The following is an 18266-nucleotide window of genomic DNA, read 5'->3' on the forward strand; positions in this document are numbered from 1 at the left end:
CGTCGAGAAAGCGCTTCCTGTACGACCCCCGCACGACGTAGACGTAACTGAACGGAGAACTGTCATGGCCCAAGCCGCAGCCGTGGCGAAACCGCCCGCGCCACCCCGGCGGCGCCGTGCCTCGGCCACGCCGCGCAGGCTCCCGTACCTGCTGATCGGACCGGCCGCCCTGCTGATGCTGGGCTTCATCGCCTACCCGGTCATCAGCGTCTTCTACTACAGCCTGCAGGAGTACAACCCCACCAAGCCGTGGCGGAACGGCTTCGCGGGCTTCGACAACTTCGTCAAGATCTTCACCGAGGACCCGGTGTTCTGGGACACCCTCGTCTTCAGCGCCAAGTGGGTCTTCGTCGAGGTCGGACTGCAACTGCTCTTCGGACTGGCGCTGGCGCTCATCGTCAACCAGACCTTCGTGGGCCGGGGCGTCGGGCGGGCCATGGTCTTCTCCCCGTGGGCCGTCTCCGGCGTCCTGACCTCCGCGATCTGGGTACTGCTCTACAACTCCCAGACCGGCGTCACCCGCTACCTCGCCGACATGGGCATCGGCTCGTACGGCACCAGCTGGCTCTCCGACACCTCGACGGTCTTCTCCGCGGCGGTGGTCGCCGACCTCTGGCGCGGCGTGCCCTTCTTCGCCATCCTCATCCTCGCCGACCTCCAGTCCGTCTCGAAGGACCTGTACGAGGCCGCCGAGGTCGACGGGGCGAGCCGGCTCAAGCAGTTCTGGCACATCACACTGCCGCACCTGAAGGACGCCATCATCCTGTCCACCCTGCTGCGCGCGGTGTGGGAGTTCAACAACGTCGACCTGCTCTACACCCTGACCGGCGGCGGACCCGCGGGCGAGACCACGACGTTGCCCCTGTACATCGCCAACACCAGCGTCGACGCCCACGACTTCGGCTACGCGTCGGCCCTCACCACGGTCGCGTTCGTGATCCTGCTCTTCTGCTCGATCGTCTACCTGCGGCTGAGCAAGTTCGGAGGCGAGAACAAGTGATCACCAAAGAGGCCCCCGCGGCCGCCCCCGCCCCCACGCCGGTCGCCCCCGCGGCGGCGCGGCCCGGCAAGAAGCGTCCGGCCTGGGACGAGGTGCCCCGCTGGCAGATCTACCTGCCGCTCGGGATCTACCTGGTCTTCACCCTGATCCCGTTCTACTGGATCCTGCTCTTCGCGCTGCGTCCGACCGGGTCGACCTCGCTCGTGCCCTGGCCGATGACCACCGAGCACTTCGAGAAGGTGTGGACCGACCGAGGCTTCGGCACCTACTTCACCAACAGCGTGTACGTCGGGCTCGCGACCCTGGTGATGACCACGCTCGTCGCCCTGGCCGGCGGCTACGCCCTCGCCCGGTTCGACTTCAGGATCAAGCGCGGCTTCATGCTCGCCCTGCTCTGCTCCCAGTTCGTGCCCGGCGCGCTGCTGCTGGTGCCGCTGTTCGAGATCTTCGCCGGTCTCCAGATGATCAACTCGCTGGGCAGCGTCATCATCGCCGAGACGGTCTTCCAGCTGCCCCTGTCGATCATCCTGATCAGCAACTTCATCAAGAACGTGCCGTACTCCCTGGAGGAGGCCGCCTGGGTCGACGGCTGCGGCCGGTTCCGGGCCTTCCGGATCGTCGTACTGCCCCTGCTGCGGCCGGGACTGATCGCGGTGGGCTCCTTCGCCTTCGTGCACTCCTGGAACCACTTCCTGTTCGCCCTGATGTTCCTCAACAACCAGAGCAAGCAGACCATCCCGGTCGGCCTCAACTCCCTGATGAGCGCGGACAGCGTCGACCTCGGCGCGCTGGCCGCCGGCGGCATCGTCGCGGCCGTCCCCGTCGTGATCGTCTTCGCCTTCATCCAGAAGTGGCTGATCACCGGCTTCAGCGCGGGGGCGGTGAAGGGATGAGCCGGGTTCCCGTCGTCCTCGCCGGCGCCCGCGGCCACGGCCGCTGGCACGTCGCCAACATCCGCCGCCTGGAGCGGGCGGGACTGGTCCGGCTGGCCGGCATCTGCGAGCTGACCCCGCTGACCGAACAGGAGGCCGAGGGCGAACTCCCCGAGCAGTCCGCCGACTTCGGCGCCCTGCTCGACTCCACCGGCGCCCGGGTCGCCGTGATCTGCACGCCGATCCCCACCCACACCGACCTCGCGCTGACCGCCGCCCGCCGAGGCGTGCACCTGCTCCTCGAGAAGCCCCCGGCACCGTCGTACGCCGAGTTCCGGCGCATGGCCGACGGGGTCGCCGAGGCCGGCGTCGCCTGCCAGGTCGGGTTCCAGTCGCTGGGCTCGCACGCCGTGCCGGCCATCCGCGAGCTGGTCGCCCGGGGCGCCATCGGCGAGGTCGTGGGCATCGGCGGGGCCGGGGCGTGGGTGCGCGACGAGGACTACTTCCGCCGGGCGCCCTGGTCGGGCAAGCGGCGGCTGAACGGCGCCGACGTGATCGACGGCGCGCTGACCAACCCGCTGGCGCACGCCGTCGCCACCGCCCTCGCGCTCGGCGGCACCGCCCGCGCCGAGGACGTCACCGGCATCGAGACCGAGCTGAGCCACGCCAACGACATCGAGACCGACGACACCTCCTGCGTGCGGATCGGCACCGCGCGCGGGCACCGCGTCACCGTCGCCGCGACCCTGTGCGCCGAGCGGGCCGCCGAGCCGTACGTCCTGGTGCACGGCTCCAGCGGCCGCGTCACCTTCTGGTACAAGCAGGACCGCGTCCTGCTCCAGCGCGGCGGCCACGGCCCCGAGGAGTTCCACCACGACCGCACCGACCTGCTGGAGAACCTGGTCGACCACCTCACCACCGGCGCCCCGCTGCTGGTGCCGCCGGACGAGACGGGCGCCTTCATGCGGGTCGTCGAGGCGATCCGCCGGGCCCCCGACCCGGAGCCGCTGCCCGAGGCCGCCTGGCGGCGCCTGCCCGGCGAGCGGCGCCGCGTGGTCCCCGGCATCGACGGCCTCGTGGCCGCCGCCGCCGACACCCTCTCCCTCTACTCCGAACTGGGCGCGCCCTGGGCGCCGCGCACCGAGCACCCACGACACGAGGTGAGCACCCGATGACCGGCAACGACTCCCCGGTGCTGCGCGTGGCGGGCCGCCCCGTCGCCCGCTACGTCACCCGGCCCGAACTGCCCCACCGGCTCTCGCCGCGCCCCTACCTGCACCCCGTCGCCACCCTGGCCGGCACGGCCGTCACCGAGTTCAGCCCCGCCGACCACCTCCATCACCTCGGCGTCGGTGTCGCCGTTCCCGACGTCGAGGGGCACAACTTCTGGGGCGGGCGCACCTACGTCCGGGGCCGGGGGCCGACCGAGCTGGACAACCACGGCACCCAGCGGCACACCGCCTTCCAGCTCCGCGACCCCGACGGATTCGTCGAGGAGCTGCGCTGGGTCGCCGCCGGCGCCGAACTGCTGCGCGAGCGCCGTACGGTCGCGGCCGCCGAACTCACGGGCACCGCCTGGGCGCTGGACTTCACCTTCTCCCTCACCAACGTCACCCGGGACCCGCTCACCCTCGGCAGCCCCGCCACCAACGGGCGCCCCGGCGCCGCGTACGGCGGCTTCTTCTGGCGCGCCCGCAAGGAGAGCACGCCGCCCGGCGTCTTCACCGCCGACCGGGAGGGCGAACGGGAGGTGCACGGCCGCGGCGCCGACTGGCTCGCGCTGACCGGGGAGACCTGGTCGCTGGTGTTCGCCGGCGCCACCGAACGCACCCGGCGCGACCCGTGGTTCGTGCGCACCGAGGAGTACCCGGGCGTCGGGTCCTCGCTGGCCCACGACGACCGGGTGACCGTCGCCCCGGGCGACACCCTGGTCCGCCGGATCGTCACCGTCGTCGCCGACGGCCGCCTCGACGCCGACGGTGCCGCCGCCCTCGTCCGCAAGGCGGTGAGCCCGTGACCGCCGTCGAGAGCGCGGGGACGACGTACACCAACCCCGTCCTGAACGCCGACTGGTCCGACCCGGACGTCGTCCGCGTCGGCGACGACTTCTACCTGACCGCCTCCAGCTTCGGCCGCGTCCCCGGCCTGCCGCTCCTGCACTCCCGCGACCTGGTCCACTGGACCCTGGTCGGGCACGCCCTGGAGCGCCTGGAGCCCGAGCGGGAGTTCGCCCGGCCCCGCCACGACTGCGGCGTCTGGGCACCGTCCCTGCGCCACCACGCGGGCCGCTTCTGGATCTTCTGGGGCGACCCGGACCAGGGCGTCTTCCAGGTCAACGCCCCGGACGTCCGGGGCCCGTGGACCGCGCCCCACCTGGTCAAGGCCGGCAAGGGCCTGATCGACCCGTGCCCGCTGTGGGAGGAGGAGACCGGCGAGGCCTTCCTCGTGCACGCCTGGGCACGCTCCCGGTCCGGGATCAAGAACCGCCTCACCGGCCACCGCATGCGCCCCGACGGCACCGGAGTCCTCGACGAGGGCAAGGTGATCGTGGACGCCGACCGGCTCCCCGGCTGGTTCACCCTGGAGGGCCCCAAGCTCTACCGGTACGACGGCTGGTACTGGATCCTCGCCCCCGCCGGCTCGGTGGAGACCGGCTGGCAGGGCGCCTTCCGCTCCCGCGGGTTCTTCGGGCCGTACGAGGAGAAGGTCGTCCTGGAACAGAAGGACACCGACGTCAACGGCCCCCACCAGGGCGGCTGGGTGCGCACGGCGTCCGGCGAGGACTGGTTCCTGCACTTCCAGCAGCGCGGCGCGTACGGGAGGGTGGTCCACCTCCAGCCGATGAGGTGGTCGCCGGACGGCTGGCCGGCACTCGGGGACGACGGCGCCCCGGTCGCCGAGCACCCGCGTCCCGCGCTGCCCCCGCAGCCGCCCGCCGCGCCCGCCACCGACGACGACTTCCCCGGCGGACGGTTCGGCCGCCAGTGGTCGTGGACGGCCAACCCCCGGGCCGGCTGGGCCACCCAGCACGCCGGGGACGGGCTGCGCCTCGCCTGCGTCCGCTCGGCCGACGCGCACGACCTGCGCCTGCTGCCGAGTGTCCTGACCCAGCGCTTCCCCGGCGAGCCCTCGGTGATCGAGGTCGAGCTGCGTCTGGACAGCGAGGTACCCGGAGCGCGGGCCGGGCTCGCGGTGCTCGGCGACGCCTACCGCTGGATCGGGCTCCAGCGGGACACCGACGGGACGGTGCACCTGGTGCACCGCTTCGCGGAGTCCGTGGCCGAGACCGAGCGGGACGCCGACCGGCCCCGCCCCGCACCCGGGGGACGGGTCCGGCTGCGGATCGAGACGGTGCCGGGGGCGCGCTGCCGCTTCTCGTACGACCTCGGCGACGGCGACCCGGGCGACGGCCCCTGCCCCGTCCCCGTCGGCCGGGAGTTCGCCGCCACCCCCTGGCGCTGGGTCGGCGCACTGCTCGGCCTGTTCGCCCTCGCGCCCGCCGGCCAGGGACCCGCCGGCACCGCCACCTTCACGCGGTTCCGCGTCGGGCCCCACTGAACCCCCACGTTGTCGTTCCACCGCCTTGTTCGATCCAGAAGATCCGGAAGAAGAGAGCCGACCATGAGGATCAGCATGCTCAGCAGCAGAGACAAAGGCACAGTCAGGCGCCGGACGTCCGCCGCCGTCGCCCTGGGGGCCGTGCTCGCGCTGACCGCCACCGCCTGCGGTGACGACGGCAGCGGGGCGGGCGGCGACAAGGGGGCCGAGGGCAGCGGCAAGGGGAAGATCACCTTCTGGGACAACAACGGCGGTATCCGTACGGCCGTCTGGAAGACGATCATCGCCGACTTCGAGAAGGCGAACCCGGACATCGACGTGGAGTACGTCGGCATCGCCGCCACCGAGTACCAGTCCAAGGTGGACACCGCCATCCAGGGCGGCGGCCTGCCGGACGTCGGCGGCGTGACGGCGTCGATGCTCGCGGGCTTCTCCGCCCAGGGCGCCCTGGAGCCGCTGGACGACCGGCTCGGCAAGTCGCCCCTGAGCGACAAGGTCAACAAGGACATGGTCGAGTCCCTGAAGGCCGCCGGCGGCGGCGACGGCACCCTGTACTCGATGCCGACCTCCGCCAACAACGGCGTCCTCTACTACCGCACCGACCTGTTCGAGAAGGCCGGTCTCGACGCGCCGACGACGTGGGACAAGTTCTACGCCGCCGCCGAGAAGCTGACCGACGCGGGCAAGAACGAGTTCGGCTACACCATCCGCGGCGGCTCCGGCTCCATCGCCCAGGCGCTCGACGCGATGTACGGGCAGTCCGGCATCACCTCGTTCTGGGACGCCGGCAAGAAGAAGACCACCGTCAACGACCCGAAGAACGTCGAGGCGCTGGAGAAGTACGCCGCCCTCTACAAGAAGGTCACACCGGCCGCCGACGTCAACAACGACTTCGCCAAGATGGTCGCCCAGTGGGACACCGGCACCATCGGCATGCTCAACCACAACCTGGGCTCCTACCAGGACCACGTGAAGGCGCTCGGCGTCGACAAGTTCCGCGGCATCCCGCAGCCGGTCGGGGCCTCCGGCAAGCGGGTCCAGGTCTCCAACCCGGTGGACGGGCTCGGCATGTTCAAGAGCTCGAAGAACAAGGAGGCCGCCTGGAAGTTCATCGAGTTCGCCACCTCGAAGGAGCAGAACTCGAAGTTCAACGAGTCGGCCGGGCAGGTGCCGTCCAGCACCGAGGCCGCGAACGACGCGTGGATCCAGAAGGCGGAGCCGACGAAGCTGGCGGCGCAGGCGCTGAACGACGGGTCCACGACCATTGTTCAGCTGCCCTACTACCTGCCGGACTGGAACACGCTGTCCAAGTCGGAGAGTGAGCCGGGGTTCCAGAAGGTGCTGCTGGGCGACATGAGTGCGAAGGACTTCCTGGACGGGCTGGCCGACAAGCTGAACGAGGCGCAGGCCGAGTGGACGGAGCAGATGGGCTAGCCGGTTCCGGTTCCGGGTTTCGCCATGGGTGGTCCGTGGTTCGCCGCGGGCTGCGGGCCGCCTGTGGCTGATCGCGCAGTTCCCCGCGCCCCTGGGGGAGCTGTCCACCTCCCTCCTGAAAGGCAGACCCGCGTGTCACTCAGCCGAAGACAGGTCGCCGCAGCCGCCGTCTCCTCCATTCCCCTGGCGTTCGCCACCACCGGGACCGCCCAGGCCGGCGGACGCCACCACCCCCGCACCCTCTACATCGCCGGGGACTCCACCGCCGCGCAGAAGTACTCCGACGCCGCGCCCGAGACCGGGTGGGGCATGGCCCTGCCCTTCTTTCTCCGCAACGGCCTTCGCGTCGCCAACCACGCCGTGAACGGGCGGAGTTCCAGGAGCTTCGTCGACGAGGGGCGGCTCGACGCCGTCCTCGGCGCGATCCGGCCCGGTGACTTCCTGCTGATCCAGTTCGCGCACAACGACGAGAAGGACGAGGATCCCGCCCGCTACACCGAGCCCTGGACGACGTACCAGGACTACCTGCGGAGGTACGTCGCCGGTGCGCGGGCCCGCGGGGCGCGGCCGGTGCTGGCCACGCCCGTCGAGCGACGGCGGTTCGACGCGGAGGGGAACGCCGTCCCGAGCCACGGGGAGTACCCGGCGGCGATGCGGGCGCTCGCGCGGCAGGAGGGCGTGGCGCTGCTCGACGTGCAGGTGCTGTCGCTCGCGCTGTGGCAGCGGCTCGGCGCCGAGGGGACCAAGGCGTACTTCAACTGGACCGCCACCGAGCAGGACAACACCCACTTCAACCCGCCGGGCGCGATCGCGGTCGCCCGGCTCGTCGCCCGGGAGCTGCTGCGCGGGCGCGTACTGGCGCACCGGGACGTGCGCCGGCTGGAGGAGGAGATCCCCGGGTCCTGGATCAGCTGGCCCGCGCCGGCCACCGCGTAGCACCGTCGGCCGGCCGGCGCGCAACACCTCACAGACCACCCCGAGAACAAGGGAGAGCCGCACCATGAGCACGCAGAGATGGCATGGGCATGCCACGAAGAGAGCCGCCGCACTCGTCGGCTGCACCGCCCTCGTGCTGAGCCTGACCGCCGCCACGGCCGAGGCCCGCCCCGGGCACCACCACCCCCGGGACACCGCCCGCCAGACGCTGCCCGCGGGCGACGGCTGGGCCTCGCAGGGCCCCGGCACCACCGGCGGGTCCGCCGCCGACGCGGAGCACGTGTACACCGTCTCCACCTGGGCCGAGTTCCGGGCCGCCCTCGCCGCCGACGGCACCGCGCCCAGGATCATCAAGGTCAAGGGCACCGTCGACGCCGTCTCGGAGGGCTGCGAGGCCTTCGCCGCGCCCGGCTACGACTTCGACGCCTACCTGGAGAAGTACTCCCCGGAGAACTGGGGCATGGACACCGACCTGAGCGCCGAGCCCGACGACAGCCCCGAGGGCCTGCGCCGCGTCTCCGCCGCACGGCAGGACCGGACCATCAAGGCGAACGTGCCCTCCAACACCACCATCATCGGCGTCGGCCGGGGCGCCGCGCTCAAGGGAGCCAGCCTCCAGATCAAGGGCGTCGACAACGTCATCGTCCGCAACCTCACCTTCGAGAGCCCCGTCGACTGCTTCCCGCAGTGGGACCCGACGGACGGGGACCGGGGCAACTGGAACTCCGAGTACGACAGCGCCGTCGTGTACGGGTCGACGCACGTCTGGCTGGACCACAACACCTTCACCGACGGCGAGCACCCCGACAGCGCGGCGCCCACCTACTTCGGCATGCTCTACCAGCAGCACGACGGCCAGCTGGACATCGTCAAGGGCGCCGACTACGTCACCGCCTCCTGGAACGTCTTCACCGAGCACGACAAGACGATCCTGATCGGCAACAGCGACAGCGAGTCCACCGCCGCCGTCGACCGCGGCCACCTCAGGGCGACCTTCCACCACAACCTGTTCAAGAACCTCGTCGAGCGCGCGCCCCGCGTCCGCTTCGGCCAGGTCGACGTCTACAACAACCACTTCGTGGCCTCGGACGACTACGCCTACAGCTTCGGCGTTGGCAAGGAGTCCGCCCTCGTCGCCGAGCACAACGCCTTCACCCTGCCGGCCGGCGTCAGCCCCGCGAAGGTGCTCAAGCGCTGGAACGACTCGCCGCTCAGCGCCGCCCACAACCGCGTCAACGGCCGCACCGTCGACCTGATCGCCGCCCACAACGCCGAGAACCCGGACGCGGTCCTCCGCTCCGGCGCGGGCTGGACGCCCTCGCTGCGTACCAAGGTCCTCCCGGCCCGGGCGGTCCCCTTCGTCGTCGACCACGGAGCGGGCGCCGGCCGGCTGCGCTGACACCCGTCCCCCGAACCGGGCCGGGGCGCCCGCACCGCCCCGGCCCACCCCCGAAGGAGCACCCGCATGCACCCACCCGCCCCGTCCCGCAGAGGCTTCCTCCTGGCGACCGCCGGCGCGGGCGCCGCCCTCGGCCTCGCGGCAGCCGGTCCCGCCGTCGCCGGCGCCCGGCCGCACCCGCGTCCCTTCGGCCGGTACGGCTCACCGGCCGCCCGCCGTACACCCAGGACCCTGTACGTCGACCCGCACGGCCGCGGCGACTTCACCTCCGTCCAGAGCGCGGTCGACGCCGCCGCCGGCGACGGCTGGGCACTCGTCCTGGCTCCGGGCACCTACCGCGAGACGGTCTCCGTCGACGCCCAGCGCACCGGGGCGACCTGGATCGGAGCCTCCGGCGACCCGCGCGACGTCGTCATCGTCTACGACAACGCGGCCGGCACCCCCAAGCCGGACGGCTCCGGCACCCACGGCACCAGCGGTTCGGCCACCACCACCGTGCGCGCCGACGGCTTCACCGCCCGCGCCGTCACCTTCGCCAACGACTGGCTGCGCGCCGACCGGCCCGACTGGACCGGCACCCAGGCGGTCGCGATCAAGGTCATGGGCGACCGCTCCGCCTTCCACGACTGCCGTTTCCTCGGCCACCAGGACACCCTCTACGCCGACAGCCGCGACCTCGCCCTCTTCGCCCGCCAGTACTACGAGCGCTGCTACGTCGAGGGCGACGTCGACTTCGTCTTCGGCCGGGCGACGGCGGTGTACGAGCAGTGCCACTTCCGCACCCTGGTCCGCACCGACCTCGACGCCGCCCCGTACGGCTTCGTCTTCGCGCCCTCCACGGCGGGCGCCAACCCGCGCGGCTACCTGGTGATCCGCGGCCGTGTCAGCAGCGAGGCCCCCGACGGCTACTACAAGCTGGCCCGCCCCTGGGTGCCCAGCTCCGACACCACCGCCCGTCCGATGCTCACCGTGCGCGAGACCCGCCTCGGTGCGGGCGTCGACGCGGTGGCGCCGTACGCCAACATGCGCGACGCGTACCCCTGGCAGGAGCAGCGGTTCCGCGAGTACCGCAACACCGGCCCCGGCGCCGCGGTCACCGTCCCGGACAACCGGCCGCAGCTCACCCGCGCCGAGGCCGCCGCGCACACCCGCGAGGCGTACCTCGGCGACTGGCGGCCCTACGACCGGCAGCACCACCACGGCCGGTACTGAACGGGCCGACCGGGCCGTCACGACCGGTACTTGACCCGCTTGACGCGATTTTTGCCAGGTAAAGGGGCGCGGATCCGGCCACGGGTCTCGCGCTCACCCGGGTGACGCGCGTAGAAACCTGTGTCATGCATAAACCACTGCGCATCGCGACCGTCACCGCCGCCTGTGCCGTCGCCGGTGCCGTCCTGTACGCAACGGGCGCCGCCAGCGCCGGCCAGTCGACGGCCAACTCCACCCACGAGCCGTACAACATCGGGGTGCTGGCCAAGGACATCGACGCCTACTACGGCACCACGCTCGACGCCGACGGCGTCTACCAGGCCTCCCCGGACAGCCCGTACGCCGCGGACCTGGCCCGCGTCGACGCCGCCGCGAAGAAGCAGATCGACCGGGCCGCCCGCACGGCGCACCACAAGCACACCAGGCCCGCGGTCGTCTTCGACATCGACGACACGCTGCTCCTCAGCCTCGACTACGAGAAGAAGAACAACTACGGCTACGACGGCGCCACCTGGGCCGCCTACGTCGACCGGGCCGACCGCCCGGCCGTCCCCGGCAGCCCCGAGCTGGCCCGGTACGCCGACAAGAAGGGCGTCGAGGTCTTCTACAACTCCGGTCTCGGCGAGGCCCAGCGCGCCGCCGCCGTCGAGAACCTGAAGAAGGCCGGCGCCGACGTGAACCTGGACGCCTCCCACATGTTCCTCAAGGACAAGGCGAACCCGCCGTCCTACCTGGCCCACTGCGCCACCCCGGGCAGCTGGACGTGCACCACCGTCCAGTACAAGGCGGGCACCCGCCGGCACATCGAGCGGGACCTCGGGTACGACGTCGTCGCCAACTTCGGCGACCAGTACTCCGACCTCCAGGGCGGCTACGCGGACCGGACGTACAAGCTGCCCAACCCGACGTACTTCGTCGAGTAGCGGGTCGCCCGGTCAGCCGACCGGGGTGAAGCCGCCCCGGACCGTGAGCCGTCCGGACGCGGCGGTGGCCGTCGCCGAGTAGCGGTCGCCGCCCGCGTCCCGGCCGCCCCGCTCGTGGTTGTACTGCCCGGCGAACACCCACTCGCCGGCCGGGACGGTACGGCCCTCCTTGAGGGTCCACCGGTAGACGAGGAAGCCCGCCCGCTCGCCGACCGTGAACGCGAAGTCGTCCTCCGGCAGCGACCGCCAGGCGCCGGTGGAGGTCACCGAACCCGTCTGCGCCACCCGCAGTTCGACGGTGAGCGCGGTGAGCGGTGCGTTCGTACCCAGGGTGATGTTGCTCTGCGCCCAGAACTCGTTGCTGTGCGGGTCCACCGCCCCGCCCGACCACAGCGGGCCCGGCTCGCGCGACGCCGGTGCGGTGGCGGCCGGACGCTGCGCGGGCGCGTCGTCCCGCACCACCGGGGCGACCGCGTAACCGCCGGCCACCAGGACGCCCGCCACGGCCGCCGTCGCACCGGCCACCCGTACCCAGCCCGGCAGCGGCGGCCGCGACGGCCCGCGGTCACCGGCCGCCATGCCGTGCTCGATCCGGGCCAGGATCCGGGCCCGGTCGGGCTCGTGCGCCCCGGCCGCCTCCCGCAGCCGGGCACGCAACCGCTCGTCCGGCTCCCGCCGCCCGGTCACCGGGCCCCTCCCGCCGTCTCACCGCTGTGCGCGATCGCCGCGCGCACCTGCCCGGGAGCGCGGGGAGCGGTCCGGGTGCCGAGCAGCCGCTGGAGTTCGGCCACCCCCTTCGACGTCTGGCTCTTGACCGTCCCCACGGAGATGCCCAGGGCGAGCGCCGTGTCCTTCTCGGAGAGGTCGAAGGAGTGCCGCAGCACCACGCACGCCCGTTTGCGGAACGGCAGTCGGCGCAGCGCCTCCCGCACGTCCACCACGCCCGCGACGTCGGGGTTCTCCGTCCGCTCCTCGCGCTGCGACCAGAACAGGGCGACGCGTCTGCGCTCGCGCACGGCGGCCCGGACGCGGGTACGGGCGAGATTGGCGACGACGCCGCGCGCGTACGCCACCGGGTGGTCGGCCGCGCGCACCCGGTCCCAGCGGTGCCACAGGGCCAGCAGGGCGTCCGCCGCGAGGTCGTCGGCGGCGTCCGGCTCACCCGTCAGCAGGTGGGCGAGCCGGGCCAGTTCGGCGTAGTGGCGCTCGAAGAAGGCGCGGAACTCCCCGGCGGCGTCGTCGACGACTGTCCCCACGGCGGGCTCTCCTCGCAGCGGCTTCCCGGATGCCGGACACCGTACGGCAGACCGAACCCGAACGACCCCCGCGGGATCAGCCCTTGAGCGCCGCCTCCATCATCGCCTTGGCCACCGGGGCCGCCAGGCCGTTGCCGCTGACCTCGCTGCGCGCCGCGTCGGACTGCTCGACGACGACGGCCACCGCGACCTCCTTGTCCGACGACTCGGACTTGGCGTAGGAGGTGAACCAGGCGTACGGCGTCTTGCTGTTGTTCTCGCCGTGCTGGGCCGTGCCCGTCTTGCCGCCCACCGTCGCCCCGGGGATCTGCGCGTTGGACCCGGTGCCCTGCTCGACGACGGTCCGCATGGCCGACTGGAGCTGCTCGGCGGTGGTGGAGCTGACGATCCGCTTCGAGTCCGCGTCGGTGTGGTCCTCCAGGACGTCGCCGCCGCTGTCGGTGACCTGCGACACCATGTGCGGGGAGACCAGCTCGCCGCCGTTGGCGAGGGCCGCGGAGACCATCGCCATCTGGAGCGGGGTCGCCGTCACGTCGAACTGGCCGATGCCCGTCAGCGCCGTGGACGAGCGGTTCATGTCCTTCGGGTAGACGCTGGTGTAGGCCCGTACCGGTACGTCCTGCGTCTCGTCGTTGAAGCCGAACTTCTCGGCCATGGCGCGCAGCTCGTCCTGGCCGAGGTCGACGGCCATCTTCGCGAAGACGTTGTTGCACGAGTACCGCAGCGCGGTGCGGATCGTGGCGTTCTCGCAGGGGGCGTTCGGATTCTCGTTGGTCAGATCGGTCGTGGTGTCCGGCAGGGTGTACGGATCGGGGCTGTCGGTCTTCTCGTCCACCGAGCCGTACAGCCCGTTCTCCAGCGCGGCGGCCGCCACGACCAGCTTGAACGTCGAGCCCGGCGGCAGCGGCCGGCGCAGCGCCCGGTTGGTCAGCGGCTTGTCCGGGTCGCCGGTGAGCTTCTCCCAGGCCGCACCGGCGGTGTTGGCGTCGGTCAGCGACGCCGGGTCGTACGAGGGGGTCGACACGACCGAGAGGATCCTGCCCGTCTTCGGGTCGATCGCGACGGCGGCGCCCTTCTTGTCGCCCAGCGCCTCGAACCCGGCCCGCTGCACGTCCGGGTCGATCGTCGTCACCACGTTGCCCGGCTCGGCCCGGGCCCCGGTGACGGTGTCCATCACCGTCCTCAGCCGCGGATCGGTGCCGTTGAGCACGTCCTGGTAGACGCCCTCCAGCTGGGTCGGCGCGTACGCCTGCGAGGCGTAGCCCGTCACCGCCGCGTACAGCTTGCCGTTCTCGTACGTGCGTCTGTACGCGAGGTCGCCGCCCTCCGTCTGCGCCGAGCCGGTGACCGACCGGCCGGCCACGATGATGTTCCCGAGCGGCTCCGCGTACGTCTCGATCGCGTTGCGCCGGTTGTCCTTGCCGTCCGCGAGCGCCCGGCCCTCGTAGAACTGCACCCAGGTCGCCCTGACCAGCAGAGCGAACACCAGGAGCAGCGTGAGGACCGAGGCGCGCCTGATCGTCTTGTTCATCCCGTTCATCCCGCTGACAGGACGAACGGGCGGGCGGCGGTCGTTCCCGTGTGCCCCGATTTCTCATCTTTCTCATGCTTCTCATCGGCCGTTCACGAAGCCCGCCCCGCAGGCCCGGGTCACCGCCTGGGTGCGGTCCCGGGCGCCGGTCCGCGCCGGCACCGACGCCACATGGGTCTTCGCCGCGGCCGGGCCCGCCCCCGGCCGCCCGGCGATCTTGGCGTCGGTCAGCCCGGTCGCCATCGGACGCAGCACCTCCCCTCGCGTTCGGGCGGAGGCGGCGGTCGGCGGGGTGCCGGCGGACGTCGGAGTCGTGCGTCCACGCTCCCACCCGCACGCACCCGGCACATCCTGCGCACCGACGATCCGCCTCCGCCGCGCGGCGGAGACGCACCGCCCGGCGGATCACCGGTGCGGCCGGTGGCTCACTTTGCGAGGTGGAGGACGACCTCGTCGATCTCCGCGCCCCGGGCGGTCGCGAACCCGCGCGCCCGCGCGCTGGTCACGAAGCCGCACTTCTCCAGCACGCGCCGCGAGCCCGTGTTGTCGGCCGCCGCCCGCGCGTACAGCGGGCGGTCCCGGACCTCGGCGAGCAGGGCACGCAGCGCGGCCGTCGCGACTCCCTGTCCCCAGTACGCCCGGTCCACCCAGTACGTCACCTCGCGCTCGCCCGGCTCCCCGTACACCGCCGTGCTGCCGACGACGTCACCGTCGCCGAGGATGGTGCGCACGACGTCGCGGGAGGCCCGGATCTTCGTCCAGTGGGCCGTGAACGCGTCCCAGTCGGCGGGGTCCTTCGGAGTGAAGGCCGCCATGCGCAGCGCCTCCGGATCGTTCATCTGCCGGAAGAAGACGGGCAGATCGCTGTCGTGAACCTCGCGCAGTGCGATGTGCATGGATCAGAGCCTACGCGTCGCCAGTGTCAGCCGGTCCCGCGCGTCGAACAGAGCGTCCTTCACCATCTGTTCGTGCGCGGGCGTCAGCCGGGCCACCGGCACCGAGCAGCTGATCGCGTCCCGCGCGGGGGTGCGGTAGGGGACCGCCACGCCGAAGCAGCGCAGCCCCAGCGTGTTCTCCTCGCGGTCCACGGCGAAGCCCTGCTCCCGCACCAGGCGCAGCTCCTCGATGAGCTTCTCCCGGTCGGTGATGGTGTGCTCGGTCAGCGCGGGGAGGGTCTCCGGGAGCATCTTGCGCACCTGCTCGTCGGTGTACGTGCTCAGCAGCGCCTTGCCCAGCGAGGTCGAGTGCGCGGGCAGCCGGCGGCCGACCCGGGTGAACGGCCGCAGGTAGTGCTGGGACTGGCGGGTGGCCAGGTACACCACGTTGGTGCCGTCCAGGCGGGCGAGGTGGATGGTCTCCGTCGTGTCGTCGGAGAGCCGGTCCAGCGTCGGCCGCGCCGCCGCGACCACCTCGTCGCCGTCGATGTACGAGGTGCCGACCAGCAGCGCCCGTACGCCGATGCCGTACCGCGTGCCCGTGGCGTCCGTCTCCACCCAGCCCAGCTCCACCAGCGTGCGCAGCAGCATGTAGAGGCTGGACTTGGGATAACCGACGGCCTCCTGGACCGACGCGAGGGAGTGCATACCGGGGCGCCCGGCGAAGTACTCGAGCAGCTCAACCGTCCGCACCGCGGACTTGACCTGCGCTCCGCCCCCCGTCTCGACAGCCGACATCGACCTTGACCCCTTCGTTCGACGAGAAGCTGAAGATATAGTCTCGAACAGCATATTCATCAGTAGAGACAGCGTTCAGTATATCGAACAACTTCTGTGCAGAGCACGTGGAGGGACCCGCGGTGGCAGCAGCACCAGTCTGGAGTGTCGACCCCCGTACCGGGAAGCAGCGTGAACAGGTCGCCGTGGAAGCCACGGCCCAGGAGGTGGACGCCGCCGTCCGCGCCGCGCACGCCGCCCGGGACGCCCTCGCCGACCGCGCCGTCCGCGCGGCCTTCCTGCGGAGCGCCGCCGACGAGCTGAAGGCGGCCGAGAGCACCCTCGTCGAGGTGGCCGACGCGGAGACCGCGCTCGGCCCGGTCCGGCTCACCGGCGAACTCGCCCGCACCTGCTACCAGCTGCGGGCCTTCGCCGACATCGTCGACGAGGGCGAGTACCTCGGCGTGGTCGTCAACCACCCCGACGACACGGCCACCCCGCCCATCCCCGACCTGCGCCGCTACAAGGTGCCGCTCGGCGTCGTCGCCGTCTACTCGGCCTCCAACTTCCCCTTCGCCTTCTCCGTCCCCGGCGGCGACACCGCGAGCGCGCTCGCGGCCGGCTGCCCGGTCGTCGTCAAGGCGCACCCCGACCACCCGGCCCTGTCCGAGCTGGTCGCCAAGGTGCTGCGCCGGGCCGCGGCCCGGCACGGCATCCCGGACGGGGTCCTCGGCCTGGTGCACGGCTTCGAGGCGGGCGTCGAGCTGATCAAGCACCCGCTGGTCGCCGCGGCGGGCTTCACGGGCTCCGTCCGCGGTGGCCGCGCGCTCTTCGACGCGGCGGCGGCGCGTCCGGTGCCGATCCCGTTCCACGGCGAGCTGGGCTCGCTGAACCCGGTCGTCGTCACGGAGGCGGCGGCCGTGGAGCGGGCGGAGGCGATCGGCGCGGGCCTGGCGGGCTCCATGACGCTGGGCGTCGGGCAGTTCTGCGTCAAGCCCGGCCTGGTGCTCGTGCCGGCGGGCGACGCCGGCGACGGCCTGGTCAAGTCGCTCACCGACGCGGTCAGCGCCACCGACGCCGGTGTGCTCCTCGACCACCGCATGCGGGACAACTTCGTCGCAGGCGTCGCCGAGCGCGCCGCGCTGCCCGACGTGGACTCCCCGGTGACGCCGGGCTCGGGCGGCGAGCACACCGTCAGCGCCGGGTTCCTCACGGTGCCGGCGGCGCGGCTGGCGGCGGAGGGCGAGCACGACCTGCTCCTGGAGGAGTGCTTCGGGCCGGTCACCGTGGTGGCCCGCTATCAGGACGAGGGGGAGGTCCGGGGGGTGCTGTCGCGGCTGCCGGGGAACCTCACGGCGACGGTGCAGCTCTCTGCCGAGGAAGTGGCGGGAGAGGGTGCCGGGACGGCTCTCCTCGCGGAGGTGACGCCGTTGGCGGGGCGGGTGCTGGTCAACGGCTGGCCCACGGGGGTTGCCGTGGCGGCGGCTCAGCAGCATGGGGGGCCTTACCCGGCGACCACTTCGACGTCCACGTCGGTGGGGGGTACGGCGATCGAGCGGTGGCTCCGGCCGGTGGCGTATCAGGGGGTGCCGGAGGCGCTGCTGCCGGTGGAGCTCCGGGACGACAATCCGCTGGGGCTGCCGCGGCGGTTCAACGGAGTGCTCGAGCGGTAGCGCTCCGCGGTTGCGCCGTAGGGGCGCGGGTTGTTCGGCGGCTCACGCGCCGTCGTGGCTTGTCGCGCCCGCGCGGCGGAGCCGCAGATCGACACAGCCCGGCGCCCCTCAGGGGACTTCCCTCCGCCTGCGATGATCAGTGCATGACTCTTGACCTTCCCGAACTGCCGTTTCCCCTCCGTCCCTACGGGCCCGACGGCCGCTGGTCCTACGCCGACGGTGTGCTCACCGGGGTCGCCGGGTCCCGGCAGGACCGGTTCGTGCCGCCCACCGGGGAGTCGCTGGAGTCCGTGTCCGACGCGCCGCGGTTGCTGGGGGCGCCCGACGGGGACTTCCAGCTGATCGCCCGTGTGTCCGTCGGGTTCCGCGGGGCCTTCGACGCCGGGGTGCTCTACGTGCACGTGGGGGAGCGGGCCTGGGCCAAGCTGTGTCTGGAGTACTCCCCGGACGTGCCCACCGTCTGCACGGTGGTCACCCGGGGGCACTCCGACGACTGCAACTCCTTCACCGTGGAGGGCGACTCCGTCTGGTTCCGGGTCAGCCGGACCGGACGGGCCTTCGCCTTCCACGCCTCCCTCGACGGGGAGCGCTGGACCTTCGTGCGGCTCTTCACACTGGGCGACGAGGAGGAGACCGGCTCCGCCCTGGTCGGCTTCCTGGCGCAGGCGCCGACGGGGGAGGGCTGCACCGTGACCTACGACCACCTGGAGTTCCGGCCGGCCTGGCCCGCGGATCTGCGGGACGGCAGCTGAGCGCGGGGCGGGAATGAGAACGGCTGCTTGAACGTTCACGTACGGGGCGGAGAGGGCCTCCGCCGCCG

General features: G+C 72.3%; 18 protein-coding genes. 12 read left to right on the plus strand and 6 right to left on the minus strand.

Features of this window, described 5'->3' with window-relative positions; genetic code table 11:
• Positions 1 to 64: 64 nt before the first annotated feature.
• From R2E43_RS28945 to R2E43_RS28990, 10 genes are all read left to right on the plus strand, one after another.
• Positions 65 to 1000 carry a carbohydrate ABC transporter permease gene (locus tag R2E43_RS28945; protein WP_003976933.1) on the plus strand — a complete coding sequence of 312 codons (936 nt, stop codon included), beginning with the start codon at positions 65 to 67 and terminating at the stop codon, positions 998 to 1000.
• The gene (locus R2E43_RS28950; RefSeq protein WP_003976934.1) at positions 997 to 1893 is read left to right on the plus strand and encodes a carbohydrate ABC transporter permease; all 897 of its coding nucleotides are present in this window, start codon (positions 997 to 999) and stop codon (positions 1891 to 1893) included. The genes R2E43_RS28945 and R2E43_RS28950 overlap by 4 nt, the downstream gene beginning before the upstream one ends.
• Positions 1890 to 3047: a Gfo/Idh/MocA family protein gene (locus R2E43_RS28955; protein ID WP_326653676.1), complete on the plus strand. Its 1158-nt coding sequence runs from the start codon at positions 1890 to 1892 to the stop codon at positions 3045 to 3047. Before R2E43_RS28950 ends, R2E43_RS28955 begins: the two co-directional genes overlap by 4 nt.
• Positions 3044 to 3889: a DUF6807 domain-containing protein gene (locus R2E43_RS28960; protein ID WP_003976936.1), complete on the plus strand. Its 846-nt coding sequence runs from the start codon at positions 3044 to 3046 to the stop codon at positions 3887 to 3889. The genes R2E43_RS28955 and R2E43_RS28960 overlap by 4 nt, the downstream gene beginning before the upstream one ends.
• Positions 3886 to 5430, plus strand: coding sequence for a glycoside hydrolase family 43 protein (locus R2E43_RS28965; protein WP_030868633.1), 1545 nt, complete (start codon positions 3886 to 3888; stop codon positions 5428 to 5430). The genes R2E43_RS28960 and R2E43_RS28965 overlap by 4 nt, the downstream gene beginning before the upstream one ends.
• Before the next feature lie 63 nt (positions 5431 to 5493).
• Entirely contained in the window at positions 5494 to 6864 is a 1371-nt protein-coding gene (locus R2E43_RS28970; protein ID WP_016325939.1) for an ABC transporter substrate-binding protein, read from the plus strand.
• A 132-nt stretch (positions 6865 to 6996) separates the two neighbouring features.
• Entirely contained in the window at positions 6997 to 7800 is an 804-nt protein-coding gene (locus R2E43_RS28975; RefSeq protein ID WP_011028029.1) for a rhamnogalacturonan acetylesterase, read from the plus strand.
• 64 nt (positions 7801 to 7864) lie between these two features.
• A complete protein-coding gene (locus tag R2E43_RS28980; RefSeq protein WP_011028028.1) occupies positions 7865 to 9199 on the plus strand; it encodes a pectate lyase family protein in 1335 nt (444 codons plus the stop codon).
• A 66-nt stretch (positions 9200 to 9265) separates the two neighbouring features.
• Positions 9266 to 10411 (plus strand): pectinesterase family protein, encoded by a 1146-nt coding sequence (locus tag R2E43_RS28985; protein ID WP_011028027.1) that lies wholly within the window; start codon positions 9266 to 9268, stop codon positions 10409 to 10411.
• Positions 10412 to 10536: 125 nt separating this feature from the next.
• Positions 10537 to 11334 (plus strand): HAD family acid phosphatase, encoded by a 798-nt coding sequence (locus tag R2E43_RS28990; RefSeq protein ID WP_332056704.1) that lies wholly within the window; start codon positions 10537 to 10539, stop codon positions 11332 to 11334.
• A gap of 12 nt (positions 11335 to 11346) precedes the next feature.
• Here R2E43_RS28990 and R2E43_RS28995 read toward each other — a convergent pair whose 3' ends face one another.
• From R2E43_RS28995 to R2E43_RS29020, 6 genes are all read right to left on the minus strand, one after another.
• Positions 11347 to 12021 (minus strand): hypothetical protein, encoded by a 675-nt coding sequence (locus tag R2E43_RS28995; RefSeq protein ID WP_136208445.1) that lies wholly within the window; start codon positions 12019 to 12021, stop codon positions 11347 to 11349.
• Positions 12018 to 12590 (minus strand): SigE family RNA polymerase sigma factor, encoded by a 573-nt coding sequence (locus tag R2E43_RS29000; protein WP_011028024.1) that lies wholly within the window; start codon positions 12588 to 12590, stop codon positions 12018 to 12020. Before R2E43_RS29000 ends, R2E43_RS28995 begins: the two co-directional genes overlap by 4 nt.
• Before the next feature lie 76 nt (positions 12591 to 12666).
• On the minus strand, positions 12667 to 14121 hold the full coding sequence (locus tag R2E43_RS29005) for a peptidoglycan D,D-transpeptidase FtsI family protein (RefSeq protein WP_003976945.1): 1455 nt from the start codon (positions 14119 to 14121) through the stop codon (positions 12667 to 12669).
• An 81-nt stretch (positions 14122 to 14202) separates the two neighbouring features.
• The gene (locus tag R2E43_RS29010) at positions 14203 to 14364 is read right to left on the minus strand and encodes a helix-turn-helix domain-containing protein (protein WP_387845634.1); all 162 of its coding nucleotides are present in this window, start codon (positions 14362 to 14364) and stop codon (positions 14203 to 14205) included.
• A 182-nt stretch (positions 14365 to 14546) separates the two neighbouring features.
• Complete coding sequence (locus tag R2E43_RS29015; protein ID WP_003976947.1) at positions 14547 to 15017, minus strand: GNAT family N-acetyltransferase; 471 nt, start codon at positions 15015 to 15017, stop codon at positions 14547 to 14549.
• A 3-nt stretch (positions 15018 to 15020) separates the two neighbouring features.
• Positions 15021 to 15794 carry an IclR family transcriptional regulator gene (locus R2E43_RS29020; RefSeq protein WP_003976948.1) on the minus strand — a complete coding sequence of 258 codons (774 nt, stop codon included), beginning with the start codon at positions 15792 to 15794 and terminating at the stop codon, positions 15021 to 15023.
• Between the two features lie 122 nt (positions 15795 to 15916).
• On the opposite strand from R2E43_RS29020, the gene R2E43_RS29025 reads away from it, so the two are divergent.
• On the plus strand, positions 15917 to 17446 hold the full coding sequence (locus R2E43_RS29025) for an aldehyde dehydrogenase (NADP(+)) (protein ID WP_011028022.1): 1530 nt from the start codon (positions 15917 to 15919) through the stop codon (positions 17444 to 17446).
• A 143-nt stretch (positions 17447 to 17589) separates the two neighbouring features.
• The gene (locus tag R2E43_RS29030; protein WP_011028021.1) at positions 17590 to 18198 is read left to right on the plus strand and encodes a DUF1349 domain-containing protein; all 609 of its coding nucleotides are present in this window, start codon (positions 17590 to 17592) and stop codon (positions 18196 to 18198) included.
• Positions 18199 to 18266: the final 68 nt, after the last annotated feature.

The organism is Streptomyces violaceoruber (genome assembly GCF_033406955.1).
GTDB classification, from domain to species: Bacteria; Actinomycetota; Actinomycetes; order Streptomycetales; family Streptomycetaceae; genus Streptomyces; species Streptomyces violaceoruber.

Bases quoted from the DNA above. Each gene is read 5' to 3' on its own strand.
- R2E43_RS29010 (WP_387845634.1), bottom strand. From the start codon at position 14,364: ATGGCGACCGGGCTGACCGACGCCAAGATCGCCGGGCGGCCGGGGGCG.
- R2E43_RS28945 (WP_003976933.1), top strand. From the start codon at position 65: ATGGCCCAAGCCGCAGCCGTGGCGAAACCGCCCGCGCCACCCCGGCGG.
- R2E43_RS29030 (WP_011028021.1), top strand. From the start codon at position 17,590: ATGACTCTTGACCTTCCCGAACTGCCGTTTCCCCTCCGTCCCTACGGG.
- R2E43_RS29015 (WP_003976947.1), bottom strand. From the start codon at position 15,017: ATGCACATCGCACTGCGCGAGGTTCACGACAGCGATCTGCCCGTCTTC.
- R2E43_RS29005 (WP_003976945.1), bottom strand. From the start codon at position 14,121: ATGAACAAGACGATCAGGCGCGCCTCGGTCCTCACGCTGCTCCTGGTG.
- R2E43_RS28985 (WP_011028027.1), top strand. From the start codon at position 9,266: ATGCACCCACCCGCCCCGTCCCGCAGAGGCTTCCTCCTGGCGACCGCC.
- R2E43_RS28980 (WP_011028028.1), top strand. From the start codon at position 7,865: ATGAGCACGCAGAGATGGCATGGGCATGCCACGAAGAGAGCCGCCGCA.
- R2E43_RS28990 (WP_332056704.1), top strand. From the start codon at position 10,537: ATGCATAAACCACTGCGCATCGCGACCGTCACCGCCGCCTGTGCCGTC.
- R2E43_RS29020 (WP_003976948.1), bottom strand. From the start codon at position 15,794: ATGTCGGCTGTCGAGACGGGGGGCGGAGCGCAGGTCAAGTCCGCGGTG.
- R2E43_RS28960 (WP_003976936.1), top strand. From the start codon at position 3,044: ATGACCGGCAACGACTCCCCGGTGCTGCGCGTGGCGGGCCGCCCCGTC.
- R2E43_RS28955 (WP_326653676.1), top strand. From the start codon at position 1,890: ATGAGCCGGGTTCCCGTCGTCCTCGCCGGCGCCCGCGGCCACGGCCGC.
- R2E43_RS28970 (WP_016325939.1), top strand. From the start codon at position 5,494: ATGAGGATCAGCATGCTCAGCAGCAGAGACAAAGGCACAGTCAGGCGC.